The sequence below is a fragment of the Pseudomonas tremae genome (assembly GCF_001401155.1).
Classification (GTDB): domain Bacteria; phylum Pseudomonadota; class Gammaproteobacteria; order Pseudomonadales; family Pseudomonadaceae; genus Aquipseudomonas; species Aquipseudomonas tremae.
In genome coordinates this window covers 32,924-59,072 of sequence record NZ_LJRO01000153.1, presented here as the reverse complement: position 1 = coordinate 59,072, position 26,149 = coordinate 32,924, and the positions used below count along the sequence as shown (strand labels likewise).

Genomic DNA, 26,149 nt, shown 5'->3' with positions numbered 1-26,149 from the left:
CAGAGGTCAGCGCGGGTGCAGTAAACACTGCACTTTCGCGCAGTTGAAGGGCCGATCATCGGGCGGACAATTGCGCCTGGCTTTTTACACCCTTCGCATCACTGGTTCTCGGCTGAGAAGGCTGGCAGACTGCCCACCTTCCTAGTGTTGCCCTTTGAGGGTCTATGCCAACGTTTTCTGCGCGTCAGGTGTTAATCGCCAGCTGGATCCTTGTGTTTGGCGGCCTGTTGATGGTGTTGCCTTTCAAGTTGTTGCCCAGCCTGCTAGCCGGTCTGTTGGTGTTTGAACTGGTCAACATGCTGACTCCCAAGTTGCAGCGTCTTATTTCCGGCGAACGTGCTCGCTGGCTGGCCGTCGCGCTGTTGGGCACTGTCGTCGTCAGTCTGCTGACGCTGATTTTTGCTGGCGTCATCAGCTTTGTGCTGCATGAGGCCGAGAACCCCGGTGCTTCGCTGGACAAGTTCATGGTTCTGGTAGACCGCGCACGCGGGCAGTTGCCTCCTTTCATTGATGCTTACCTGCCGGCCAGTGCTGCAGAGTTTCGGGTTTCCCTCGGGTTGTGGCTGCAGAAGCACGTGGGCGAGTTGCAATTGATCGGCAAGGGCGCGGCGCATATGTTCGTCACCATGCTGATAGGCATGGTGCTAGGCGCAATCATCGCCTTGCAGCGAATTTCCGCAGACCACGTTCGCAAGCCCCTGGCAGCCGCGCTGTTTGACCGCCTGTACCTGCTCAGCCGGGCGTTTCGCAATATCGTCTTCGCCCAGATCAAGATATCCCTGCTGAACACCGCATTCACTTCGGTGTTCCTGGCCATCGTGTTGCCGCTGTGCGGGATCCACCTGCCGCTGACCAAAACCCTGATCATCATGACTTTCCTGCTCGGCCTGTTGCCGGTGGTGGGCAACCTGATGTCCAACACGCTGATCTTCATCGTCGGCATGTCGATCTCGATCTGGGTCGCGTTGGCCGCGCTGTGTTACCTGATCGTTATCCACAAGGTCGAATACTTCCTCAATGCGCGAATCGTCGGCGGGCAGATTAACGCCAAGTCGTGGGAGTTGCTGCTGGCGATGCTGCTGTTCGAAGCAGCCTTCGGCCTGCCGGGGGTGGTGGCAGGGCCGATTTACTATGCGTACCTGAAGAGCGAACTGCAGAAAGAAGGGTTGGTCTAGCGTCTAGGCTGTACCCGACAGATCGCGGATGAGCCCCCTCCCACGGCCTTCGGCCAGAATCAAAAGCGGGCCTGTGTATAACCCTGCTCCGATGCTCAGGGAAGGAATCATACGCCTAGCCGTAGCGCTTCTTCGCCTCTATCGCCAGACCGCTGCCGATGCTGCCGAATATGTTGCCTTCGACATGGCGCGCGTTGGGCAGCATCGCAGAGACGCTGTTGCGCAATGCCGGGATGCCACTTGAACCGCCGGTAAAGAACACTGTATTGACCTGCTCGACACCCACGCCTGCGTCATTCAGCAAATTTGTCACGCTGTTACGCACACGCTCGAGCTGAGCGTCGATCGCCGATTCGAACATGGCCCGACTCAGCTCCACACTCAGCCCGGGCTCGACCCGGTCCATCGGCAAATGACGGTGTTCGGCATGGGTCAGGTGGATCTTGGTTTCTTCCACTTCCATTGCCAGCCAATGCCCGGCGCGCTGTTCGATCAGCTTGAACAGGCGATCGATACCGCCGGTGTCTTCGATGTCGTAGCGCATGCTGCCGAGTGCCAGCTGGGATTTCTGCGAGTACACCGCGTTGATGGTGTGCCAGGTCGCCAGGTTGATGTGATGGCTGGTCGGCATGTAGGCGCCGCTTTTCATGCGGCTGCCGTAGCCGAACAGTGGCATTACACCTTGCAGGCTCAACTGCTTGTCGAAGTCGGTCCCGCCGATGTGTACGCCACCTGTGGCCAGGATGTCCTGCTGGCGATCATCGTGCTCGCGCCGCTCGGGTGACAGGCGCACCAGCGAGAAGTCCGAGGTACCGCCGCCGATGTCGACAATCAGCACCAGCTCTTCGGCGATGACGGTGGATTCGTAATCGAATGCCGCCGCAATGGGCTCGAACTGAAATGACACTTCCTTGAAGCCGATCTTGCGTGCTACCTCGGCCAGCGTGTCCTCAGCCTCCTGATCAGCCTGCGCGTCATCGTCGACAAAGTGTACCGGGCGGCCCAGCACGACGTGCTCGAATTCGCGCCCTGCGAAGTGCTCGGCGCGCTTCTTCAGTTCGCCGATAAACAGGGCCAGCAGATCCTTGAACGGCATCGCGGTGCCCAGAACGCTGGTGTCGTGCTTGATCAGCTTGGAGCCCAGCAGGCTTTTGAGCGAGCGCATCAGGCGGCCTTCGTAGCCCTCCAGATACTCGTGAAGCGCGAGGCGTCCGTAGACCGGGCGGCGTTCTTCCATATTGAAGAAAACCACCGATGGCAGGGTAATCTTGTCGTCCTCCAGCGCGATCAACGATTCCACGCCGGGTCGTTGCCAGCCGACAGTGGAGTTGGACGTGCCGAAATCGATGCCGCAGGCACGGGCCGGGGATTGGTCATTCATGTCTTTTACGTTCCAGTCAAAAAACGGCCGCGCAGTTTATGTCAGCGCACGCAAATTGCGTAGCGCGACACGTCGCTTATATTTGCCTGACGGTATTTGCCGCCAAGGCTTGAACTGAGGCTCATTACCCCCAATCTTGAAGGGATTCTCGGTAGACCAGGTTGTCGAACACTCGAACCGCCTGCAAACGCGGCTGGCTATCGGTACATTTTTCGACGTTAGGTAATCCAGATACCTCTCTACAGGGAGGGAGCTGGGCGCGTGACGCCAGCGTATCTGGCTTTGCCGGATAAATCGGATGGGTGATCGTTACATGGATTTCAAAGACTACTACAAGATACTTGACGTTGAGCCCACTGCGGACGACAAGGCGATAAAGACCGCCTATCGCAAACTGGCACGCAAGTATCATCCCGATGTCAGCAAGGAAGCCGGCGCGGAAGACAAGTTCAAGGAAGCGTCAGAAGCCTACGAAGTGCTCAGCAGCCCCGACAAACGGGCCGAGTACGACGAGCTGCGCAAGTACGGTCGACAAGGGCGTCCGTTCCAGACTCCGCCCGGCTGGCAAAGCCGCGCCGGAGCAGGTGCTGGCGGATTCGAGGAAACGGCAGACTTTTCCGAGTTTTTCAGCTCCATTTTCGGTGGCCGGCCACAGCAGGGCGGACGTACCCGCAACCCCGGTCGCACCGGGCAGGATGTTGAAATGGAACTGGCGGTGTTCCTTGAGGAGACCCTGTCGGGCGAATCCAAGCAGGTCAGCTTCAAGGTGCCTCAGCACAGTCCCAACGGGCAGCGCATGGGTGACATCACCAAGACCCTGAACGTGAAGATTCCTGCGGGCGTGACCGATGGCGAGCGTATTCGCCTTAAAGGGCAGGGCGCCCCTGGTGTGGCGGGCGGAGCCGCTGGTGATCTGTACTTGATTATTCGCCTGGCGCCCCACCCTATGTTCGAGGTCGAAGGCCACGATCTGGTGATCACCGTGCCCTTGGCGCCATGGGAAGCCGTACTGGGGACCAAGGTTGCCGTGCCGACCCTCACCAGCAGGCTGAGCCTGACCATACGTCCCGACAGTCAGAACGGTCAGCGGCTGCGCATAAAAGGTAACGGCCTGATGACCAAAAGTGGCGAACGCGGTGATCTGTATGCCCAGCTCAAGATCGTCGTGCCCAAGCATACGGATGAAGCGACCCGTGCGCTCTGGCAGAAACTGGCCGACAGCGCCTCGTTTGATCCACGGGCTCACTGGAAGGGCTGATTGCCGATGTAACGCGGGTTGTCATCTTTGCAGCGTATTGGCACGACAACCTGACGGGCTCAGTTTTTTGGCAGCATCACAGTAAAGGTGGTGCCATCGGCAATGCTTGAGGTCACGGTGATGCTACCGCTGTGGGCGTTGACCACTTCCTTGACGATGAACAGGCCAAGCCCAAGGCTGGTTGACGTGCCGCGTGTTTCGCTGTCTTCCTCTGTGCTGCGCACCAGCGGATCGAAAATCGTGCCGATCGCATCTTCTGCGATCGGCTTGCCTTCGTTGTGTACCACCAGCACCACGGCTTTATTGTTGCCGGTGACGCTGAGCGTGATTTCGTGACTGGCCGCGCCATGTTGCAGGGCGTTGCCGATCAGGTTCTGCAGCATCTGGCTGATCCGGCCGGTGTCCCAATGGCCCTCAGTATTTCCTTCGATGTTCAGGACCGGCGTCGAGCCCGGTCGCCCTGCACAGGCCTCTTCGATAGCCTCGCGACAAGCGCCGGCCAGGTCCATGTATTTGCGCTCCACCGGCAACCCTGCGCCCAGCCGGCTGCGCACGAACTCCAGCAGATCGCTGACCATCGCGCCCATGTGCCGGGTGCTGGTCTGGATGCGCGATACATAGGACTGGGTCTTTTCGTCCGGCAATATTTTGCGCGCCAGCAGTTCGGTAGACATGCTGACGGCCTGAAGCGGTGCGCGCAGATCATGGCCGAGGATGGCCAGAAAAATATCCCGTGAGCGCCCGACGCGCTCCGCGTAGGCGGCGGTGGACTCGGCCAGCGCTTCGTCGATGGCTTCGTTGAAACGGATTACGTCCTGAAGGTCATCCCGTTGCGGCGTAGCCATATTCTCGGCCCAGAGACGTATGACGCTGGCGCGCAGGTGGCGGAACTCGGACGTCATCTGCACCAGATCAAAACCTACCTCATGGCGCAACTCGCCATGACTGCTGGCAGCTTCATCCAGGCTCGGCGTCTTGTTCAGCTCCTCGCCCCGAGCCTTGGCGACCTCTTCGCTTTTGCTCTGTGCGGTATTCATGTCCCGTGCAGCCGCGAGCAGAATCGACCTGGCGTGATCCCTTAGTTCAACCCGGGTCATGCTCTCGGCGGCCGGTTTCAGCGTTCTGGCAAAGTCTTCCCATTCATCGACGATGCGGTCCACATGAACAACGATGAATTCGGAAAGGCGCATGTGCCGACTACCTTGCTGGAGGGACGTAAAAAAGATGGCGCATATTACCCCCTTTACAGGGCACCACAAACAGGGCGTTTACTGTCATTTCTGTCAGTAGACGCCTTTTTTTCACAGGCCTATGTTCGATCTGTGATTAATCGAACGAAGGGCCAGCGCATGAGTGTAATAACTGTTACCGATGCAATCTTCCAGAAAGAGGTCGTCGAGGCCAGCCACCACAAGCTTGTGGCGGTGGAGTTCTCAACGAAAGGGAAGGAAAAAAAAGCCAGCGCCAAAATGGACGTTATCTTTGATGATCTTGCAGAGAAGTATGCTGAAAAAGCCATCCTGGTCAGGGTGTATATCGAACTGGATTTGGATCTCGAGGACTCTTTGAACCCCGTGGCCTCAAAGGAATACAAGATAAATTGCGGTCCGACGATCGTTTTTTTCAAGGCAGGCAAAAGGGCAAGAGAAGACATTGTCGGGCTGCAGACCAATGAGCGGATGGTGCGCGTGCTGGATGAATTGCTGCTCACCTCATGAAGGAGATATTCACCATGCTGAAGACAGAATTCGCAGCGTTCGTCGAAGAACAGATCACGCTGGTCTCGGGAATACTGGCCGACAAGAAGGCCAACAAGCTGGGCGATCTAGCGCAAGGAAAGCTCACGTTTTTTAGTGCTTTGAGCCGAGTGTTGCAGGGCGAAAAAAACAGTCAGGATCTGGGTATGCTGGACGCTATCAACGATTCGCTGCAGGCACTGGATATATTGAAATCCGAAGAAACGCTTCTGAATTACAAGAAAAAAGCAGCCACCGTCCAGACAGTTAAAGACGATGACGATTTCAATCGCAAATGGAGTGAATTCAATCCATTGGTGTTGCTGGGATTCTGCACCCCGAGCAGCGAGAAAAAGAAGGAGAAAGAGGAGGAGATAGACGAGGAGATAGAGGACGAGAAAGAGGAGGAAAAGGAGAAGAAAGAGAAGGCGAAGAAAGAGAAGAAAGAGAAGGAGGAGAAAGAGAGGAAGGAGATTGAAGCTTACAACGTCATGCGGACCTGGGCCATTCTCGATGATCTTGCGCCTGAGTTTGAAGGGAGGGTCGTCATGCTTCGTGTGCCGCCGGGCGCCTGCCCCACTGCAGAGCTAAACTACAATTTGACTAAAGCGCCGACTGTTATCTTTTTCAAGAACGGTAAAAAGATCGATGAAACCGTTAATTTTCACTTGAAATTCTGGTTCAGAGCCAAGATCAACGAGTTGCTTGGCCTCGCAGAGTAAACTTGGCGGGAAATATTGAAGGACCTTCTGAAGTCGAAGGCCATTTTTTTCAGAACAGAAAATACCGCTGCGCCATCGGAAGCACATCGGCCGGTTCGCACCATAGCAACACGCCGTCTGCCTTTACCTGATAGGTCTGCGGATCGACTTCGATGTCCGGCAGGTAGTCGTTGTGGATCAGGTCTTTTTTCTGCACGGTGCGGCAGCCTTTTACCACGCCGATCTGCTTTTTCAGGCCCAGGGTTTCCGGCACGCCTGCGTCAAAGGCTGCCTGGCTGATGAAGGTCATGCTGGTGGCGTGCAGCGAGCTGCCATAGCTGGCGAACATCGGGCGATAGTGGACCGGTTGTGGTGTCGGGATCGAAGCATTGGCGTCGCCCATCAGGCTGGCAGCGATGGCCCCGCCTTTGAGAATGAGGGTAGGTTTGACGCCGAAAAATGCCGGACGCCATAGCACCAGATCTGCCCACTTGCCGACCTCGATGGAACCCACTTCATGGCTGATGCCGTGGGTAATTGCCGGGTTGATGGTGTACTTGGCGATGTAACGCTTGGCGCGGAAGTTGTCGTTGCCGGGGCCATCCTGCGGCAGCGGGCCGCGTTGTTTTTTCATTTTGTCGGCGGTTTGCCAGGTGCGCATGATCACTTCGCCGACCCGGCCCATCGCCTGGCTGTCGGAACTGAGCATGGAGAACGCGCCCAGGTCGTGGAGAATGTCCTCGGCAGCAATGGTTTCACGGCGAATGCGGCTTTCCGCGAAAGCCACGTCTTCGGCAATGCTCGGGTCCAGGTGATGGCAGACCATGAGCATGTCCAGGTGCTCATCAATGGTATTGCGAGTGAAGGGCCGGGTCGGATTGGTCGAACTCGGCAGCACGTTCGGCGAACCGCAGGCTTTGATGATGTCCGGCGCATGGCCGCCACCGGCACCTTCGGTGTGATAAGTGTGGATCGTACGATTCTTGAACGCCGCCAGGGTGGTTTCGACAAAACCTGACTCGTTCAACGTGTCGCTATGGATGGCGACCTGTACGTCATATTCATCGGCAACGCTCAGGCAATTGTCGATGGCGGCAGGCGTTGTGCCCCAGTCTTCGTGCAGTTTCAGACCGATAGCGCCGGCCTTGACCTGCTCGATCAGTGGGCCGGGCAGGCTGACGTTGCCCTTGCCGGTGAAGCCGATGTTCATCGGGAACGAATCCGAGGCCTGCAGCATGCGCGCCATGTGCCAAGGGCCTGGGGTGACCGTCGTGGCGTTGGTGCCGGTTGCGGGGCCGGTGCCGCCGCCGATCATCGTGGTCACGCCGCTCATCAGCGCTTCTTCGATCTGCTGCGGGCAGATGAAGTGGATGTGTGTGTCGACGCCGCCTGCGGTGAGGATCATGCCTTCACCTGCGATGACTTCGGTGGCCGCGCCGACGGCGATGGTCACGTCTGGCTGAATATCCGGATTACCGGCTTTGCCGATTGCTGCAATACGGCCATTCTTGATGCCGACGTCGGCCTTCACGATGCCCCAATGATCAATGATCAAGGCGTTGGTGATCAGCGTATCGACCACATCGGCAGCCAGCAGCTGGCCTTGGCCCATGCCATCACGGATGACCTTGCCACCGCCGAACTTCACTTCCTCACCATAAGTGGTGAAGTCCTTCTCGACCTCGATCCACAATTCGGTATCCGCCAGTCGAACCTTGTCGCCAACGGTGGGGCCGAACATGTCGGCGTAGGCTTGTCTGGAGATTTTCATAGTGATTCCTTGTGCATCGTTATGCGCAACCCCGACTGACTATGACTATCGTGCCAATGCTCCGCGTTGGCACGCATCCCACGCGGCGCGTAGGAAAAATATTCAAAAACGACTCAATCCAGCTCGCCCATTACCCGTCCGGCAAAGCCGAAGACCTTGCGCAATCCCGCCAGGTCCACCAATTCGATTTCTCGTGACTGGCCCGGTTCGAAGCGCACGGCGGTGCCGGCCGGAATGTTCAGGCGCATGCCACGACTGGCGGCGCGGTCGAAGGTCAGGGCGTCGTTGGTTTCAAAAAAGTGGAAGTGCGAGCCCACCTGAATCGGCCGGTCGCCACTGTTGGCGACGGTCAGACTTAGGGTGCGGCGTCCTGCGTTGAGTTCGATGTCGCCGGGCTGGATCTGGTACTGACCAGGGATCATGTCGGTTGCCCCAAGGTTTTGAAATAAATGGCGGTTGGTCGATAACGACCATCCGGTGTCGCACAGTAATCCGGCAGCTCGCCGACGCGGTTGTAGGCCAGCGAGCGATAGAAGGCTTCAGCCGTGGAGCCGGCTTCGGTGTCCAGATGCAGCAGCCCGCGTTTGTGTTTCACAGCAGCCTGCTCGACCTCTTCCATCAGTTGTCTGCCAAGGCCATGACCTCGGGCCGCTGGCTGCACCATGAGTTTCTGCACTTCGGCACGGTTCAGGCCATTGGGCTTCTGGCACAGTGAAAGTTGCGCGCTGGCCAGCACATGCGCTTCTTCAGCCACCACCCAAAGCAGCAGGCTGCCTGTAGCGATATCGGCTTTTAGGCCATCGCACCAGGCGTAAGCCTGCTCCATGTCCAGGTCGGCCATGAAGCCGATCGAAGCGCCGCCGTGAACCGTGTCGAACAGCAACTGCGCCAGGCCGTGGCGGTAATACGCGAAGTTTTCAACGGTGACGCGTCGCAACTGTGCATGGTTCATGGCGTGCTCTCTAGAGGGGGGCGGGGGCTTGCGAAGCGGGCGCCGCCGCGCCGGGGGACAGATCAAGCTGCATGAATGTCAGGTCCAGCCAGCGGCCGAATTTGGTACCGACCTGCGGCATCTGCCCGGTGATCTTGAAGCCCAGACGATCGTGCAGGGCGATGGAGGCCGCGTTGCCGCTTTCGATGGCAGCCACCATCATGTGTTTGTCACAGGTGCGCGCGCGCTCGATCAAAGCAGCCATCAAACGCGGCCCCAGACCTTTGCCACGTTGGTCGGCGCGCACATAAACCGAATGCTCGACGGTATGGCGAAAGCCTTCGAAAGGGCGCCAGTCCCCGAACGATGAATAACCGAGTACATCGCCGGCACTGTCAATGGCGATCAGGATCGGATACCCCTGGGCCTGGCGAGACGCGTACCACGCCTGGCGGTTGGCCAGATCGACCGGCTGCTCGTTCCAGATAGCCGTGGTATTGAGCACTGCATCGTTGTAGATGGCCAGGATGCCCGGCAGATCGCCCGGCAGCGCATCGCGAATCAGCTCTTGCATGATCACTCCTTCAGGCAATCGGCTGGTGTACGGTGACCAGCTTGGTGCCGTCCGGGAAGGTGGCTTCCACCTGGATTTCCGGGATCATTTCCGGAATGCCTTCCATGACCTGATCGCGGCTCAGCAGGGTAGTGCCGTAGTGCATCAGGTCGGCGACTGTCTGGCCGTCACGCGCACCTTCCAGCAACGCCGCCGAGATGTAGGCCATGGCTTCCGGATAATTGAGTTTCACCCCGCGCGCCAGACGCCGTTCGGCAACCAGTCCGGCGGTGAAAATCAACATCTTGTCTTTTTCGCGTGGCGTCAGGTCCATAGGCTTTCTGCTTCTTCACATTCGGTGGTGGGTCGTACCCGAATCAGGTATTCCAGATTCTCGGCGTTACCGCCTCGCGGCCAAGCAGGGCCGGGCGCAGGCGTTTCCAGATTTCTATCAGCCAGGCCCTGGCGTGCAAGGCCTCGTCGGCCAGACAACGCGCGACTACCAACCCCGGCAACTGTGTCAGGTTACCGCGAACCGGATTGGGCATCGACAGCGAGCGGCAGTCTTCAAGCAGGTCGCTGGCCACTTCGCCGGTCAGCAGCAGGGTGGCGAACACCGTTTTGCCGTCCAGGCCGACAGGCGAATCCAGCAGCCCGTCACCGCCGATAATGCGTTGCCGCTCATGCCAGAGCAATGTTCCGTCGCGACGAATATCCAGATGCGATTGAAAATGGCCGTGTTCGAAACGTTCGCCACTGGCCGGACGGCCCAGCGCCACGACGTCCCAGTAGCACAGTCGGGCGTCACCGTGCAGCTCGATGCGCGTGGTCAGCTCGGCCTGAGCATTGCTGAAGACGATGGTTTCCTGTGGCAGCCACTCCAGCGTCGCTCCGGGCTGGACATGCAGCTCCAGTTGCTGAAACGCCGGGCTTGCAGCGCGATACCATTTGGCCGCGCCAGGGCTGGTCAGCTGCGCCCAGGCATTGGCGCCGACGGTGGCCGAAATATCCAGGCGGTCGCCCCCGGCTATGCCGCCAGGCGGGTGGACGATGATGTGCTGACACACCTGCGGGCCTTCAGCGTACAAATGTTTCTGGACCCGCAAGGGGCCCTTGTGGCGGCGTTGGGTCGGGCGCGTGCAGTCGTCGAAACGGCCATAGCCCAGTTCCAGCTCGGCGTGCCAGCTGGGTGTGAACAAGGCAGTGTGTGCAGGCAGATTCATGGCGTCTTCAATGGCTGATCAAGGGCAGCACGATAACGGATTGGCGCCTCATATGGTGACCAGCCCGCGCACGCCATCGGCTTCCATGTTCTCGCCCCGGCCCTGCTGGACGATTTCACCTCGCGACATCACCAAGTATTGATCTGCCAGTTCTGCCGCAAAGTCATAGAACTGCTCGACCAGCAGAATCGCCATGTCGCCACGCTCGGCCAGTTTCTTGATGACCGCGCCGATCTCCTTGATGACTGAGGGCTGAATGCCTTCTGTGGGCTCATCGAGAATCAGCAGGCGTGGACGACTTGCCAGCGCCCGGCCAATTGCCAGTTGTTGCTGCTGGCCTCCGGACAGATCGCCGCCGCGACGATGTTTCATTTGCAGCAGCACCGGGAACAGCTCGTAGATGAAGGCAGGCACCTCTTTGGCCTCGGAGCCGGGAAAGCGCGACAGGCCCATCAGCAGGTTTTCCTCGACCGTCAGCCGTCCGAAAATTTCCCGACCTTGTGGTACGTAAGCGATACCGGCATGTACTCGTTGATGGGTCTTGATGCCCGTGATGGTTTTGCCTTCCCATTGCACCGTGCCTTCTTTCGATGGCAGCAGGCCCATTAGCACGCGCAGCAGGGTGGTTTTGCCGACGCCGTTACGGCCCAGCAGGCAGGTGACTTCACCGACCTTCACATCAAAAGACAGCCCTCGCAGGATGTGGCTGCCGCCGTAATATTGATGGAGCTTTTCGACCTGGAGCATGGTTGATTTTCTCGTGTGTTACAGCGTAATCGCAGTTCTACGACGCGTAGTGTCGGTTCGATGGGGGGCTCTCATCAGCGCCCCAGATAGACTTCGATCACGCGTTCGTCGGCCTGTACGTCGTTCAATGAGCCTTCGGCCAGAACGCTGCCCTGATGCAACACAGTGACGTGGTCGGCAATCGAGCCGACGAAGCCCATGTCGTGTTCCACCACCATCAGCGAATGCTTGCCTGCAAGGCCTTTGAACAGCTCGGCAGTAAACTCGGTTTCGGCATCGGTCATGCCAGCCACCGGTTCATCGAGCAACAGCAGTTGCGGGTCCTGAACCAGCAGCATGCCAATTTCCAGAAACTGCTTCTGGCCATGCGACAGCAACCCTGCCGGGCGGTGCATGGAAGGGGCCAGACGGATGGTTTCCAGCACCTCGCTTATGCGGTCCTGTTGCTCGCCGCTCAAGCGCGCACGCAGACTGGCCCACACCGATTTATCGGTCTTCTGCGCCAGCTCCAGATTTTCGAACACGCTGAGGGCTTCGAATACCGTGGGTTTCTGAAATTTACGGCCGATCCCTGATTGCGCGATCTGCACTTCGCTCATCTGCGTCAGGTCCAGTGTCTCGCCGAACCAGGCCTTGCCTTGGCTGGGGCGGGTCTTGCCGGTGATGACGTCCATCAGCGTGGTCTTGCCTGCGCCATTGGGGCCGATGATGCAGCGCAGTTCGCCCACGCCGATGTACAGGTTCAGGTCATTCAAGGCCTTGAAACCATCGAAACTGACGCTGATGTCTTCCAGTGTCAGGATCGTGCCATGCCGCGTGTTCAGCCCTTTGCCAGCGCTTTTGCCAAGGCCTACCGCGTCGCGGCTGGTGCCTGCGTCGGAGTTGGGGGCCAGAATCGGCTCAAGCATGAACGAGGGCGTCGGAGTGGTTTTCATTGCTCGCTCCTTTTCTTCAGCAGGCCGATCACGCCCTTGGGCAGGTACAGCGTGACGATGATGAACAGCGCGCCGAGAAAGAACAGCCAGTACTCCGGGAAAGCCATCGTGAACCAGCTTTTCATTCCGTTGACCACGCCTGCACCGAGCAGCGGGCCGATCAGCGTGCCGCGACCGCCAAGAGCCACCCACACAGCGGCTTCGATGGAGTTTGTCGGCGACATTTCGCCGGGGTTGATGATGCCGACCTGCGGCACGTACAAAGCCCCGGCCAGGCCGCACAACACAGCGCTCAACACCCAGACGAACAGTTTGAAGCCGCGCGGGTCGTAACCGCAGAACATCAACCGGTTTTCGGCATCACGCAGCGCGGTCAGTACCCGGCCGAACTTGCTCTGTGCCAGCTTCCAGCCGATGTACAGGCTCGCGACCAGCAACGCGACAGTGCTCAGAAACAGCACCGCACGAGTGCCTTGCGAACTGATGCTGAAGCCTAGGATGCTGCGGAAGTTGGTGAAGCCGTTATTGCCGCCAAAACCGGTTTCGTTACGAAAGAACAGCAGCATGCCGGCAAACGTCAGGGCTTGGGTCATGATCGAAAAGTACACGCCCTTGATCCGCGAGCGAAAAGCGAAAAAGCCGAACACCAACGCCAGCAATCCCGGCGCCAGAACCACCAGGCACAACGCCCAGAGAAAGTTATCGGTGCCCGCCCAGTACCACGGCAGCTCGGTCCACGACAGGAATGTCATGAACGCAGGCAAACCATCACCGGCGGCCTGGCGCATCAGGTACATACCCATCGCATAGCCGCCCAGTGCGAAGAACAAGCCGTGGCCCAGCGACAGCAGGCCCGCGTAGCCCCACACCAGGTCCAGGGCGAGGGCGACGATGGCATAGCAGAGAATCTTGCCGACCAGCGTCAGGGTGTAGGCCGAGACCTGAAAGCTGTTATCGGCTGGCAACAACGACAGCAGCGGCAGTGCCAGCAGCACGGCGAGGATCAGCATGCCGACAGTCAGCGTGCCTTTGGGGCCGACTTTTTGCGCGGCGGTTATCATCAGTGGCTGGCTCATCAGTCGATCACCCGTCCTTTCAGTGCGAAGAGGCCTTGCGGACGTTTCTGGATAAACAGAATGATCAGCGCGAGGATCAGGATCTTGCCCAGTACGGCGCCGATCTGCGGTTCAAGAATCTTGTTGGCGATGCCCAGGCCGAAGGCGGCTGTGACACTCCCGGCGAGTTGCCCGACACCGCCAAGCACCACCACCAGGAATGAGTCGATGATGTAGCTCTGGCCAAGGTCAGGACCGACGTTGCCGATTTGACTGAGCGCGACGCCGCCCAGGCCTGCGATGCCCGACCCCAGTCCGAAGGCCATCATGTCGATACGTCCGGTCGGCACGCCACAGCAGGCGGCCATGTTGCGGTTCTGGGTCACGGCACGCACGTTCAGACCCAGTCGGGTCTTGTTCAGCAGCAGCCAGGTCAGCACCACCACGAATAGCGCGAAGGCGATGATGACGATGCGGTTGTAGGGCAGCACCAGGTTGGGCAGCACCTGGATCCCGCCGGACAACCATGCGGGGTTTGCCACTTCGACGTTCTGCGCGCCGAAGGCCAGTCGCACTGCCTGAATCAGCATCAGGCTGATGCCCCAAGTGGCGAGCAGGGTTTCCAGAGGGCGGCCATACAGGTGGCGAATCACAGTTCGTTCCAGTGCCATGCCGATCGCGGCGGTGACAAAAAACGCCACCGGCAGTGCGATCAACGGGTAGTACTCGATGGCACCCGGCGCATAGCGCTGGAACATAAGTTGCACCATGTAAGTCGAGTAGGCACCCAGCATGAGCATTTCGCCGTGCGCCATGTTGATCACGCCGAGCAGGCCGAAGGTGATTGCCAGGCCCAATGCAGCGAGCAGCAGGATCGAGCCCAGCGACATGCCGCTGAACGCCTGACCGAGCAATTCGCCGATCAACAGCTTGCGTTTGACCTGAGCCAGACTGGTTTCGGCAGCGGTGCGGACCGATGCGTCGTTTTCCACACCTGGCGCCAGCAATGATTCAAGACGAGTGCGGGCCAGCGGGTCGCCGGTTTCGCCCAGCAGCCTGACGGCGGCGAGGCGCACCGTGGGGCTGGAGTCGACCATCTGCAGGTTAGCCAAGGCCAGCGTCAGCGCACTTTTAACGCCAGCGTCGGTTTCGCTGGCCACCCTCTGGCTGAGCAGCTCCAGTTGTGCCGGGCGGGCACTTCGCTGTAACTGTTGGGCCGCTGCGAGGCGAACGGCGCTGTCAGACGCCAGCAGCTGGTGGCTGGCAAGTGCTGTTTCCACCAGCCCTCGCAACCGGTTGTTCAAGCGCAGTTTGCGCGGTTCGTCAGGGTTTGGGGCGTCCGCCGCTGCGGGTGCTTGTGCATCGACGGCGACGTATTGATCGTTGGTTTCGATCCAGGCGCGCTTGCTGCTGTCGGCGCCAACCCGCCCGTCGCGCAGGGCCTCAAGCAGTTCGACACGTTCCGGCGTCGGCGTGGCGGCCCAGGTTTCCAGCAGTTCTGCCTGCTTCGAGGAGCTGGCTGCGACAAAATCACTGGCGTCGCTGGCCTGAGCCACAACGGGCAGCAGCAGGCTGATGGCGAGGATAAAGCGGTAGAAGTAAGAAGGCATATCAATATGGCCTTGATTTGGTAGGGCGCCGTCTGCTCTTGATCCTGGCCGCAGGCCGTGGGAGCGAACTCGTTCGCTCCCACATCCTCCGGGCAGATGCCTTGAAGCCCTGTTTCAGGTGCTTCAGGGCCTGTGCATGACGTTCAGCGTGGGAGCGATCATCAATCGAGGGTCAGTTGCTCTTCACCGGAGCATCCGGCTTCTTGTCGTTGCCGGGAATGTAAGGGCTCCAGGGCTGGGCGCGGATCGGGTCCTTGGTTTCCCAGACGACATTGAACTGCCCATCGTCCTGGATTTCGCCGATCATCACTGGCTTGTGCAGGTGATGGTTGGTCTTGTCCATGGTCAGGGTGAAACCCGAAGGAGCGGCGAACGTCTGCCCGGCCATTGCTTCGCGGACCTTGTCGACATCGGTGGATTTGGCTTTCTCCACCGCCTGCGCCCACATGTGGATGCCAACGTAAGTCGCTTCCATCGGGTCGTTGGTTACGGCTTTGTCAGCGCCCGGCAGGTTTTTCTTTTTGGCATAGGCTTTCCAGTCGGCAACGAACTTCTTGTTGACCGGGTTTTCCACAGACTGGAAGTAGTTCCAGGCGGCCAGGTGACCTACCAGAGGCTTGGCATCGATACCACGCAGTTCTTCTTCGCCTACCGAGAATGCCACCACGGGAACGTCGGTGGCTTTCAGGCCCTGATTGGCCAGTTCCTTGTAAAACGGCACGTTGGAGTCGCCGTTGACGGTGGAAATGACAGCTGTTTTGCCTCCGGCGGAGAACTTCTTGATGTTGGCTACGATGGTTTGATAGTCAGAGTGACCGAATGGGGTGTAGACCTCTTCGATATCGGTATCTTTCACGCCTTTGGAATGCAGGAACGCGCGCAGAATCTTGTTGGTGGTACGCGGGTAGACATAGTCGGTGCCCAGCAGGAAGAAACGCTTGGCCGAGCCGCCGTCTTCACTCATGACATATTCGACCGCAGGAATGGCCTGCTGGTTAGGCGCTGCACCGGTATAGAACACGTTGGGCGACATTTCTTCGCCTTCGTACTGCACCGGGTAAAACAGTAAACCGTTCAGTTCCTCGAACACTGGCAGAACCGACTTGCGGGAGACCGACGTCCAGCAGCCGAACACCACGGCCACTTTGTCCTGGGTCAGCAGTTGACGACCCTTTTCAGCAAACAGCGGCCAGTTGGAGGCGGGGTCCACAACTACGGGTTCGAGCATCTTGCCGTTTACGCCGCCCTTGGCATTGATCTCGTCGATGGTCATCAACGCCATGTCTTTCAACGACGTTTCGGAAATGGCCATGGTTCCCGACAGCGAATGCAGGATGCCGACCTTGATGGTCTCTGCAGCCTGAACGGTCCAGGTCAGCCCCATGGCGGCGATCGATGCGGACAGGGTGAAGGCTTTGATCAGACTGCGACGCTTCATCAGTGGACTCCATTCGTATGGTTTTAGGATCGGGTCTGGGGATTCTGGTTGTAGGCGAACAATAGCGCTGATCAAGCTTTAGCAAATGCTGGGCCAAACGTTGATACGTCGCAAAATGGAACGAATGTGTCGCGTGTGCCCGGTTATGCGCACCAGCATGGGACGATGTCAGGCGGTCCTGGCAAAGGTTGCCTTATCGTGGTGCGGCTCGAGAAAAGCCAGTCTCGACCGTCTCTTTTTTCAGTGTATAGATGGCGTTAAACCCACAATTCTTTCTCGCCGCTGTAGAGGTCATAGGCCTGATCCATAACCTGCTCCGGGATGTCGAAATAGGCGTATAGCTGGCCATTGACCCTGCTCGTTGCGCCCAGTTGCAGGAATGTGGAGGGTGGTATCGCGACGTGGTCGCCCAGAAAGTCCGTGAACATGTTCTTTTTGGGGACTGCTGGTGCAAAGATGAAAAACACCGGGTGGTTTTCAGCGTTGGCATTGCGGGTGACAAACTCGTCCTGGCTCCATTCGAGGGCGTTGGTTCGTGACACGGATGCGGATTGCACACCGTTATCCATAAACACTGCGCCTGTCTCCCGCTCCAGACACGCCAGCCCCTCGCTGGACACGTAAGTGGCGCGAAACGCAGTGCCGTGCCATTCCTTCAGACGGTGAAACTGATCAAGAAACTCGCGTGTTGTGGCGTTGCGTACCCCGCTTCTCAGCAGTGGGTTGATCTCGCCTGAACCGCCTTCTGCATAGGCTGTGATTGCAGGCAGGCCCTCTGCATTGGATGTCTTGCTCAAGGCTATATAGTCGGCTTCGAACGCCATACGCTCGGCAGCAGTAGTTTCCTGAAGGGAAGAGGGCCAGTCAGTCAGTAAACTGGCCAGGCGTGCTCTGGCCTTCCGGATTGCCTGAGGACTTAGGCGCGGTATTCTTTCACTCACAACTTTCCAGGCTCCACTAGTGGTGCGTAACGCGTACTCGTGCTCATGCACCAGCAGCGTTGCATCGATCGGGTGTTGTCGATAAAGGCGAGAATGACCAAACAGGTTATTACGTCGGCTGACATAAAAGGTTTGATTCTCTAATTCGATAGCTGTGAAGCGTTTGGGGACCAGCGCAACGGTGAGTTTCGATTCGCCGAATCTTGGGGCGCCGGTGTGCGACATCAGGTAGCCGATCTGTGGCTGACCGTCGCGCCCTATCTGGCGTATCAGGTTTGGGCGTCTGATTGCAGCCCGAGCACGTACTGCAGGCTTGAGAGCCAGTGCTACGTGTCCCAGCAAGGCGATGGCAAGGTAACTTATAGCGCTCAGAAATTCATCGGCAGCCCCCTGTATGTCGTTCTCCTCGATTTTTTCAAAAGCGCTCCATGTCTTGTAAAGCGCCAGTCCCAGCGCGAGAGGCATCAGGATTGCGTCAGGCAAGAACAGAAGCACGATATTGGCGGTGAAGTCGAAGCCATTGCCGGATTGCCCCGTTCCATGCGCAGGGCTCATTCGCTGTTTGGCCTCCTGAATCAAAAGGTTGATCTTGGTCTTATGGTTTTCTTCATAAAAGTTATCGCTCTGCGGGATGAAAACTATCGGCCTAAACAGTCCTGCAGGAAATTTTATCGGAGAAAACCGGGTGAGTATTTCCGGTGGACGCCAGTGCTTTGCCTCCTTCTCGTACTTCATGGCGTACAGCATCTCCATGCGTCTGGAAACGGGTATCTGCCGCATCAGATAGCGCTGGAATGGCTCATCTTCAAGGAGTTGGGTCAGGTGAAACATGCTGTTGAACCAGCGAAAAACGACGCCGTCACTCGCATCCAGTGTGCAGAGCACCAAGGGGCCTTTTTCGAATTTATCGACCGGGGCAATCAACATGACGTTACTTATCGTGAGCTGGTTGATACTGAGTAACCGGACTTCTATTTTTTCGCTGTTGACGTTACGCCGCCTTTCAGGTGCAGGAGCATCGAGCACTGCTTTGATCCAGGTCGAGCCGCTCAATGGGAAGGCTTGCTGCTCGATCTCCAGCAGCCTCATTCTCATTTGGGATTCCAGCAGTTGTTGTCGCGATCGCTTGAGTTGTTGTGCATAAGCCGACGACCTCAACTGGTCGTCCAGATAGCTGTCGAGGTGTTGCGGATCGTGGATAGCCGCAACAATATTTTTGACGAAGAGCTTGTCCAGTTGCTCTATTGATTTGCCTGTGTCGTCGGTAAGGCCGATCAACAATGCGTGCCTGGCTTTGACCCGGAAGACGGGTGAGTGCATCAGATGCCGGAGTGACATTGTTCTCGTTTCGATGACAGGTGTTCCATTAAATCCCGGGATTTCCGGCTTTATTTGGCGGACTCCATAGGTCAGAGAAACCATGATCCGCTCAGCTGCAAGCTCGACCGACGCTCGCTTCAGAGCATCATGCAATTGTTGGTCTATGTAGCGAGCAAAGTAGAGGCGGCCGTCAACTTCGGGCCGGTCGAAGCGGTCTTTGCTGACGCTATGTATGTTCACGACCGCTTCGCCAAAGCGCTGCGCTTGCTCACACCATTCCTTGCGTTGTTTTTGCTCCATGGTTTGCCACCAGTCGGGCATCTGGGTTTGAATCAGCTCGCTGTCCATCTGTTCGAGGCGCTGGCAGTTATCCAACTGAAGTTCGGGTTTGAGCAGTTGCCAGATCAGTTGCTCAAAACAGGCCATGTCCATTCGCTCTGCCAGGGCGCGCTGTACGGCAATAGCGAACAGCCCTTGCTGCCTGATGATCTGGAGGGTCAACAGTTGGCTCAGGAAGTTACCCGCCATTGATGTGTAGCTCCACAGCATCGGGCTGTCAGCTGTTGGCTCAGGTTCTTCCAAAGTGAGCAGCGCCTGAAAACGCTGGCTGTATCGAGGCTCGTTTCCTCGCCCTATGAGGCTGTCATTCATCTGTTTGAACGAGTTGAATCCTTCCAGACCGTCCTCTTGGGTGAACAGCAGAACATCTTCTCGTTCGTCATCATCTGTTTGCGCCGGTTGTGTTCTAAACCTGCGAGTAATGACGAAGGCACCGGGCAGTGCAATCGGCTTGGCTCCGTCGATGCTTGCCCTGAGGTTGTAAACGCTGTGTGCCTGAGTTTCGTCAGTGGCTTCGGTGATGCATCGTTTCAGGGCTGTCAGCAGCTGGTCATCTTTCCCAGCGCTATCCGTATTGCGCATTCAGATCTCAGGCACTGGATCTGGTCGGAGAGAAACTCACTGCGTCGGGTCTTGCCATCGGGCAATGCAGCCGCCCAGTAATCTGCAAGCTTCTGGCTGTAGCGTTTTTCCAGTTGTTGCCTGACATGAGCGTAGAGGGTAAGGATCGCCGTCCGACCCAGTGGTTCGATGACCAGGGTCTGTGTGCTGACAGAGGGCGTCGGGTAGATGCCTTGTACTTCGTTGTCGTTCCAGCTCAGCTTGCCGGTGAAATGCTCGATAAGGCTGGCGATCAGTGGAGCACTGTGCACATTGTCATCGGCGTCAGGCGGTAACCTGCTGTCACGATAAGCAAGCCAGGCGGCATGAACATTCAGGTCAGGCTTTACCATTCTGAGTGCTTCATGTACCAGTTCACCTACCGTTTCAGCCAGGTCTGGCAGGCAGGTTTCGCTGTCGGGCGGCTTCTTTAGAGGGTCAGGGGGTGTCGGGAGGGTTGCGTTCATGGTGCCGATTCTTCTGGATGAAAGATGATCCGCTCAAGGCCTTAGCCGGCGGTTCATTGCATCTAGTCAGTCTGGGCGGCAAATAGCTGTCGGGCAGGGTTGCTCGATGCTCGTGGCATCGTCCATGCGTCTGGTAGGAAGGGGAAGCGCGCGAGCTGGCAAGGAAGGGGCGAGGCCTGAAACCGGGTATGAGGAGGAATTCATCACAACGCCACTCAACGGTTTCAGGCCTCGCAGCGTGCAATCTAAGCTGTTGTCGCCCGTTTGGCAAAGCGCGAAATCACTATTCGATCAAGCACCCAGACAATCAGCATCGAAATGCCCACCAGGGGGAATATCGCGCCCAGAACAATCATCACCACTGTCGCGGTTTTCCAGCGTGGCAGGTCGTGACGCAAAGGGGGCACGCCCAGCCCACTGTCGGGTCGGCGTTTCCACCAGATCACCAGGCCGCTGACGGAGCTGAGCAGTACCATCAGGCATACCAGCAAGATCAGTAGCTGGTTGATCCAGCCAAAAAACTTGCCCTCATGCAGCATCACGCCCAGCTCGGTTGCCTTGGACACCGCGCTGTAATCGACATAGCGCACGTCCGCCAGCACCTTGCCGGTGTACTGGTCGATGTGCAGAGTGGCGTCGTCGCGTGGGTCGTCAGCGAACACCGATACTGTGAACACACCGTCGGCATTCTTTGGCTGAGTAATGCTGTAGCCCGGTACGATCTCTCTCGCCCGGGCGATGTCGACGACTTGCTGCAGCGATACTTTGGGCGCTGCCGGAGCGCTGGACATGTGCATGTGGCCCATGTGTTCGGCATGATCACCGCCCGATACCGGCATCGGTGTGTTTTCCATCGCCCAGGGTACGGTCTGCACGCTGGCATTGTTCAGTTCGCCAGCCTGTTTGTCGGACATGGGGACGTTGGTCCACATGGCGGCCGGGAAGGTGTTCCACACCGCGGCGTACTGTTTGCCCCACAGCCCGGTCCAGGTCATGCCGCTCAACAGCATGAACAGCAGTAACAGCGCGCCCCAGAAACCTGTCACTGCGTGCAGATCCCGCCACAACACGCGGCCTTTGGCAGTCAGGCGTGGCCAGAACACACCGGCAGCCGAACGGCCTCGTGGCCACCACAGATAAAGGCCGGAGACGACAAGCACAATGCCCCAGCCCGCCGCCAGCTCGACAAGCCGGTCACCCACAGTGCCGATCATCAACTCGCCATGCAGTGCGCGGGCAATCGCTTGCAAATTGTCCTTGGCGTCTTGAGTGCCAAGTATTTCGCCGCGATACGGATCAACGAACACATTGACCTCGCGGCCCTGTTCGCGGATCACAAACTGGGCGCTGCCCTCGACGCTGGTCGGCGGGAAATATTTACCGATGGCGGCCTGTGGATAAGTACTCAGTACCCGCTGTTGCAGCTCATCGGCAGCGAGGCGATGCTCGGTCGGGGTGACGTACAGCAGGTCGCTGTACATCAGGTTATCCAGCTGTGGCTTGAACAGGTAGATGATCCCTGTCAATGAAAGCAGGATCATGAATGGCGCGACAAACAGCCCGGCATAGAAATGCCATCGCCAGGCCAGGTTATAAAAAGAGACAGCAGGTTTGGACACGTTCAACGCTCCCTATCAGGGATAACACAGCACGAGACGCGCACAGCTCTGGGCCGGGCGCGGTCGTGGAATCTTGTTGCTGGTCAGGCAGCCATGAGTGTCGGAGGGGCCCGGCTTCGGGCATTGGGGAAGACCGGTTTGTGTGCATGGCCTTGTCGCGGTGCCCGAGCGAAGAAGTTGCCTGGCGCGGGCGGCGTGGCAGCCACCAGCTCAAGTACATGGGGCAGCGCCGGGCAACTGAACAGCAAGGTGCAATAACCGCACTTTGCCCACAGTGCGTGATCACTCATGCCTGTGTCAGCAGCTCGCGCATGTTCTGCACCATGATGGGCATGGCTGTCGGCTGTCATGTCCATCGTTGCGGGCATGGCCATCGACATGCCCGCGTGCTGATTCATCGGCATCGACTGGGAAACCAGTGGGCCGATAAAAATCATCAACATGGCGAACAGGCTCAGCCATGCGCCCCTTTTGTCACGGGGAATGGTTGAACCGTCGCGGCGGCAGGTGGTGCTCAATCGGGGAAACTACTCAATGCTGGTGTTCCGAAGCCTGCTTTTGTACCACGACCTGCACCTCGATATCTCCCGCCTTTTCAAAATGCAGGGTCATCGGGAAGCGCTGGCCGACGACCAGCTTCGAACGGTCCTTGATGTCCAGCAGCATCACGTGCCATGCCATCGGGGCAAAACTCACCTTGCCGCCTGCCGGGATATCGACAGCCTCTACGTGCTGCATTTTCATCAGGCCATCCGCGTGTACGTGCTCATGCAACTGGGCCTGCCCGGCGATGGGCGTATCGGCACCGAGCAGACGGTCGGCGCTGTCACCCTTGTTCTCGATACTGAAATACGCCGCCACAGTGGGCGCATTGGGCGGTAGCTCCATCGACCACGGATGGCCAATCAGCAGCGCCCCGGCTTTATATTCGTGGGCCTGGACGAAGCAGGCCGGCAACATCAATGCGGCCAGCAGGAGTGCTTTTTTGAACATGTAGAGGATTCTCCGGGAGTGGTCGAGGAAAGGAGTGGAGGGCTTACCGACTGTACATACGAAACACTCAGTTAAACCTTTAGATGCCGGGGCGCAACCTGGCTCTGAAAACATCAATCGTGTGTGACCCCGCCGACGATCCATAGTGCTTGCGGCATAAAGCGTCGGCGGACGTACCGGCCCCTGAGTGAGCAGGCTTCCGCACGGGGCGCTCTCAAGGTTCAAGTCCCAACGCCTCCAGCACCTCATCAACAGCCCAGAACAGTCGGTCCACTCCAGGCAAATGCGGGCGTTTCAGGATCAAAACCGGCAGGCCGCGTTCGCGGGCGACGTCTAACTTGGGTTCGGTCGAGCCGCTGCCGCTGTTTTTGCTGATCAGCACGTCGATATCATGTTGCTCGAACAGCTGTCGTTCGTCTTCCAGCAGGAACGGGCCTCGGGCGCCGATGACTTCGCAGCGCTCGTTGCCGGGGTAGCAGTCCAGGGCGCGCAGGGTCCAGAACTGGTGGTCCGGGATTTCATTCAGATGTTGCAAGGGCTCGCGGCCCAGAGTGAATAGTGGTCGCTTGAACGGCGCCAGTGCTGTGGCCAGTTCAGACCAGTCGGCCACTTCGCGCCAAGCGTCACCCGGACCGGCTTGCCAGGCAGCGCGACGCAAGGCCCAGCATGCAATACCCGCAAGCTGCGCAGCGCGCGCTGCATTGTGGCTGATCTGCGCGGCATACGGATGGGTGGCATCCAGCAGCAGATCGATATCGTGTTCACGAATGTACTGCGCCATCCCTTCGGCGCCACCGTACCCACCGACTTTCAACTGGCAAGTCAGGTCTGTCGGCACCCGGCCTACACCCGCCAGGCTGTAGATATGCTCAGGGCCAAGCTTGCGTGCAATCGCCAGCGCCTCGGTGATGCCGCCCAGCAGCAGAATTTTTTTCATAGAGGTTCCTTGGGGAATGCGACACCTGCCTGACCCACCAGGCCGCCCTGGCGATCAATCGCGAACACCTCGACCTGAACGCTTGCGGGCACCACGCTGCGGGCGAAGTCCAGGGCATGGCGACACACCTCGTCACCCAGTGGCACCCCGGCCGCAGCGCACATGGCCAATGCCTGCTGACTGGTGTTGGCGTGAAGGATCTGTTGCTGCAAGGCGGCATCTGCGCCGACATTTGTTGCCCAGCGCGCCAGTTGCGGCAGGTCGATGCTGGAGTGACGGCTGTGCAGGTCCATATGGCCGGCAGCCAGTTTGCTGATCTTGCCGAAACCGCCGCATAGGCTCAATTTATCCACAGGCACCTTGCGCAGGTGTTTGAGTACCGCGCCAACGAAGTCGCCCATTTCGATCAACGCAATGTCGGGGATGTTGTAGACGCAGCGCATGGTGTCTTCGCTGGCATTGCCGGTACAGGCGGCGATGTGTCGATGGCCATTGACGGTAGCGACATCGATGCCTTGATGAATAGAGGCAATGTAGGCCGCACAGGAAAAGGGCCGGACGATCCCGCTGGTGCCGAGAATCGACAGCCCGCCGAGAATGCCCAGGCGCGGGTTCATGGTCTTGAGGGCCAGCGCCTCGCCGCCCTCGACGCCAATCGTTACCTCGAAACCACCGCTATAGCCCGATTCATCCGCCAGCCGAATCAAGTGTTCGGTCATCATGCGGCGCGGCACCGGATTGATGGCCGGTTCGCCCACCGCCAGCACCAGACCGGGCCGGGTCACGCTGCCGACGCCTGCGCCGGCCACAAAGCGCACGCCTGGTGTCGTTTCCAGCCTGACACGGGCAAATACCAGCGCACCGTGGGTGACATCGGGGTCGTCACCAGCATCCTTGATCGTTCCGGCTTCGGCGAAGTTATCCACAAGGCGGCAGAATTCCAGGCGCATCTGCACCTGTTTGCCTTTAGGCAATACAATTTCGACTGCGTCGCTGACCTGCCCGCTGAGCAACAATCGCGCCGCCGCCAGGCTGGTCGCGGTCGCGCAACTGCCAGTGGTCAGGCCACTGCGCAGCGGGGCAGGTTGTTCGGCGGTTTCTTCGCGCATCAGGGTTTGACTACCTCCAGCAGGGTGATCGGCAGCGCCTGACGCCATGTGTCGAACTCGCCAAGCGGCTGGGCATGCGCGACGTGGATGCGCGTCAGTTCGCCGCCGTGGCGCTCGCGCCAGGCCATCAGCGCAGCCTCGCTTTGCAGAGTCACAGCGTTGGCCACCAGCCGACCGCCGGAGCGCAGCTGCTCCCAGCAGGTTTCGAGCACACCGATACGCGTAACGCCGCCGCCGATGAACACCGCGTCCGGTCGTTCCAGCCCGTTCAGTGCCTGGGGCGCGCTACCGCGTACCAATTGCAGGCCGGGCACGCCCAGTGCATCGCGGTTGAATTCGATCAGTTGCTGACGGCCTTCATCAGCCTCGATGGCCATGGTCCGGCAGGTCGGGTGGGCGCGCATCCATTCGATGCCGATAGAACCGCAGCCCGCACCCACATCCCACAACAGTTCGCCCGGCAGCGGAGCAAGGCGGGCCAGGGTGATGGCCCGAACGTCGCGTTTGGTGAGTTGCCCGTCGTGTTCAAAGGCGCTGTCCGGTAAACCTGCCAGGGTACTCAGACGAACGGCATCTGGCGCGGCGCGGCAGTCGATGGCAACCAGGTTGAGCGCTGCGATCTCAGGGTTGCCCCATTCGCTGGCCAGCCCCTCGACACGCCGCTCGGCGTCGCCACCCAGATGCTCCAGTACGGTCATGCGGCTCGGGCCAAAGCCTCGTTCGCGCAGCAAACCTGCGATAACTGCAGGGCTGCTGCCGTCGTTGCTCAGTACCAGCAGGCGCACGCCATGATGAAAGTGGGCATTCAGTGCGGCAACTGGACGGTGACCACTTCCTGCAGCGGCCAGCCCAGGCGAGCCGCAGCCAGCGAGTAAGAGGAGGGCGCAGGCAGAATGCGCATTTCTTCGATAGCGACCACGCGCGTCAGGCTGGCGCCGACACCGAACAGCATGGGATCGCCACTGGCCAGCACGCAGATCTCTGCACCGCGCTGTTCCAGCACTGGGTTCAGCGAAAAAGGGCTCGGCCACGCGCGCCGTTCGGCGCGGATGCAAGGTGGCAGCAACGCCAGCTGGCGCGGGCCGCCGAACACCTGATCAGCGTGCAGCAGAGCATGCCGGGCGTTCTTGCCCAGCCCTTTGTAACCGTCTTCTCCGATTCCCACGACTGTCAGCCACGGCGACATGTACCTACCTCGATCCGAACTTCCGACAGAGCGTCTTTTCATGCCTGCGGACAAAGCAGGCATAATACCGCGCCCGACGGGGTACAAGTGCTCTAAACAGCTTCCGTTTCCAGCCAGTTCACAA

General features: G+C 58.8%; 21 protein-coding genes and 3 pseudogenes. 4 read left to right on the top strand and 20 right to left on the bottom strand.

Annotation, left to right across the window (positions count from 1 at the left end):
• The first annotated feature begins 164 nt into the window (after positions 1 to 164).
• Positions 165 to 1,175 carry an AI-2E family transporter gene (locus tag ALO43_RS10290; RefSeq protein ID WP_005888590.1) on the top strand — a complete coding sequence of 337 codons (1,011 nt, stop codon included), beginning with the start codon at positions 165 to 167 and terminating at the stop codon, positions 1,173 to 1,175.
• A gap of 115 nt (positions 1,176 to 1,290) precedes the next feature.
• On the opposite strand, the gene ALO43_RS10285 is transcribed toward ALO43_RS10290, so the two are convergent.
• The gene (locus ALO43_RS10285) at positions 1,291 to 2,556 is read right to left on the bottom strand and encodes an Hsp70 family protein (protein WP_053481086.1); all 1,266 of its coding nucleotides are present in this window, start codon (positions 2,554 to 2,556) and stop codon (positions 1,291 to 1,293) included.
• A gap of 313 nt (positions 2,557 to 2,869) precedes the next feature.
• Between ALO43_RS10285 and cbpA the strand changes: the two genes are divergently transcribed.
• The gene (cbpA, locus tag ALO43_RS10280) at positions 2,870 to 3,814 is read left to right on the top strand and encodes a curved DNA-binding protein (RefSeq protein WP_054997516.1); all 945 of its coding nucleotides are present in this window, start codon (positions 2,870 to 2,872) and stop codon (positions 3,812 to 3,814) included.
• A 59-nt stretch (positions 3,815 to 3,873) separates the two neighbouring features.
• Here cbpA and ALO43_RS10275 read toward each other — a convergent pair whose 3' ends face one another.
• Entirely contained in the window at positions 3,874 to 5,004 is a 1,131-nt protein-coding gene (locus tag ALO43_RS10275) for a sensor histidine kinase (RefSeq protein WP_054997466.1), read from the bottom strand.
• On the opposite strand from ALO43_RS10275, the gene ALO43_RS31390 reads away from it, so the two are divergent.
• Positions 4,975 to 5,532, top strand: a complete 558-nt coding sequence (locus ALO43_RS31390; protein WP_230855601.1) for a thioredoxin family protein — start codon at positions 4,975 to 4,977, stop codon at positions 5,530 to 5,532. The two genes, ALO43_RS10275 and ALO43_RS31390, sit on opposite strands and share 30 nt — an antisense overlap.
• A 14-nt stretch (positions 5,533 to 5,546) precedes the next feature.
• Positions 5,547 to 5,783, top strand: a pseudogene (locus ALO43_RS31825) (thioredoxin); the annotation flags it as partial.
• Positions 5,784 to 6,321: 538 nt separating this feature from the next.
• On the opposite strand, the gene ureC reads toward ALO43_RS31825, so the two are convergent.
• From ureC to cbiE, 18 genes and pseudogenes are all read right to left on the bottom strand, one after another.
• Positions 6,322 to 8,022: an urease subunit alpha gene (gene ureC, locus ALO43_RS10260; RefSeq protein WP_005888600.1), complete on the bottom strand. Its 1,701-nt coding sequence runs from the start codon at positions 8,020 to 8,022 to the stop codon at positions 6,322 to 6,324.
• A 113-nt stretch (positions 8,023 to 8,135) separates the two neighbouring features.
• On the bottom strand, positions 8,136 to 8,444 hold the full coding sequence (locus ALO43_RS10255) for an urease subunit beta (protein WP_005888601.1): 309 nt from the start codon (positions 8,442 to 8,444) through the stop codon (positions 8,136 to 8,138).
• On the bottom strand, positions 8,441 to 8,974 hold the full coding sequence (locus ALO43_RS10250) for a GNAT family N-acetyltransferase (protein ID WP_005888602.1): 534 nt from the start codon (positions 8,972 to 8,974) through the stop codon (positions 8,441 to 8,443). Before ALO43_RS10250 ends, ALO43_RS10255 begins: the two co-directional genes overlap by 4 nt.
• 10 nt (positions 8,975 to 8,984) lie before the next feature.
• Complete coding sequence (locus ALO43_RS10245; protein ID WP_005888603.1) at positions 8,985 to 9,527, bottom strand: GNAT family N-acetyltransferase; 543 nt, start codon at positions 9,525 to 9,527, stop codon at positions 8,985 to 8,987.
• Between the two features lie 10 nt (positions 9,528 to 9,537).
• On the bottom strand, positions 9,538 to 9,840 hold the full coding sequence (ureA, locus tag ALO43_RS10240) for an urease subunit gamma (protein ID WP_005888604.1): 303 nt from the start codon (positions 9,838 to 9,840) through the stop codon (positions 9,538 to 9,540).
• A 43-nt stretch (positions 9,841 to 9,883) separates the two neighbouring features.
• Positions 9,884 to 10,729 (bottom strand): urease accessory protein UreD, encoded by an 846-nt coding sequence (locus ALO43_RS10235; RefSeq protein ID WP_005888605.1) that lies wholly within the window; start codon positions 10,727 to 10,729, stop codon positions 9,884 to 9,886.
• 48 nt (positions 10,730 to 10,777) lie between these two features.
• Positions 10,778 to 11,476: an urea ABC transporter ATP-binding subunit UrtE gene (gene urtE, locus ALO43_RS10230; RefSeq protein ID WP_053931581.1), complete on the bottom strand. Its 699-nt coding sequence runs from the start codon at positions 11,474 to 11,476 to the stop codon at positions 10,778 to 10,780.
• A gap of 74 nt (positions 11,477 to 11,550) precedes the next feature.
• Positions 11,551 to 12,411, bottom strand: coding sequence for an urea ABC transporter ATP-binding protein UrtD (urtD, locus tag ALO43_RS10225; RefSeq protein ID WP_054997465.1), 861 nt, complete (start codon positions 12,409 to 12,411; stop codon positions 11,551 to 11,553).
• Positions 12,408 to 13,487 (bottom strand): urea ABC transporter permease subunit UrtC, encoded by a 1,080-nt coding sequence (gene urtC, locus ALO43_RS10220; protein WP_005888608.1) that lies wholly within the window; start codon positions 13,485 to 13,487, stop codon positions 12,408 to 12,410. Before urtC ends, urtD begins: the two co-directional genes overlap by 4 nt.
• The gene (gene urtB / locus ALO43_RS10215) at positions 13,487 to 15,076 is read right to left on the bottom strand and encodes an urea ABC transporter permease subunit UrtB (RefSeq protein ID WP_024670363.1); all 1,590 of its coding nucleotides are present in this window, start codon (positions 15,074 to 15,076) and stop codon (positions 13,487 to 13,489) included. The genes urtC and urtB overlap by 1 nt, the downstream gene beginning before the upstream one ends.
• A 172-nt stretch (positions 15,077 to 15,248) precedes the next feature.
• Complete coding sequence (gene urtA, locus ALO43_RS10210) at positions 15,249 to 16,514, bottom strand: urea ABC transporter substrate-binding protein (protein WP_005888615.1); 1,266 nt, start codon at positions 16,512 to 16,514, stop codon at positions 15,249 to 15,251.
• Between the two features lie 257 nt (positions 16,515 to 16,771).
• Positions 16,772 to 20,181 (bottom strand): annotated as a pseudogene (locus ALO43_RS10205) (dermonecrotic toxin domain-containing protein).
• Between the two features lie 245 nt (positions 20,182 to 20,426).
• Positions 20,427 to 21,800, bottom strand: a complete 1,374-nt coding sequence (locus ALO43_RS10200) for a PepSY-associated TM helix domain-containing protein (protein WP_005888619.1) — start codon at positions 21,798 to 21,800, stop codon at positions 20,427 to 20,429.
• Between the two features lie 83 nt (positions 21,801 to 21,883).
• Entirely contained in the window at positions 21,884 to 22,285 is a 402-nt protein-coding gene (locus tag ALO43_RS10195; protein WP_042932088.1) for a DUF2946 domain-containing protein, read from the bottom strand.
• A 46-nt stretch (positions 22,286 to 22,331) separates the two neighbouring features.
• Positions 22,332 to 22,793 (bottom strand): copper chaperone PCu(A)C, encoded by a 462-nt coding sequence (locus ALO43_RS10190; protein ID WP_005888622.1) that lies wholly within the window; start codon positions 22,791 to 22,793, stop codon positions 22,332 to 22,334.
• 214 nt (positions 22,794 to 23,007) lie between these two features.
• A complete protein-coding gene (locus ALO43_RS10185) occupies positions 23,008 to 23,730 on the bottom strand; it encodes a cobalt-precorrin-6A reductase (RefSeq protein WP_054997464.1) in 723 nt (240 codons plus the stop codon).
• Positions 23,727 to 24,839, bottom strand: coding sequence for a cobalt-precorrin-5B (C(1))-methyltransferase (locus ALO43_RS10180; protein ID WP_053931577.1), 1,113 nt, complete (start codon positions 24,837 to 24,839; stop codon positions 23,727 to 23,729). Before ALO43_RS10180 ends, ALO43_RS10185 begins: the two co-directional genes overlap by 4 nt.
• Positions 24,839 to 26,025 (bottom strand): annotated as a pseudogene (gene cbiE / locus ALO43_RS10175) (precorrin-6y C5,15-methyltransferase (decarboxylating) subunit CbiE). The gene ALO43_RS10180 and the pseudogene cbiE overlap by 1 nt, the downstream one beginning before the upstream one ends.
• Positions 26,026 to 26,149: the final 124 nt, after the last annotated feature.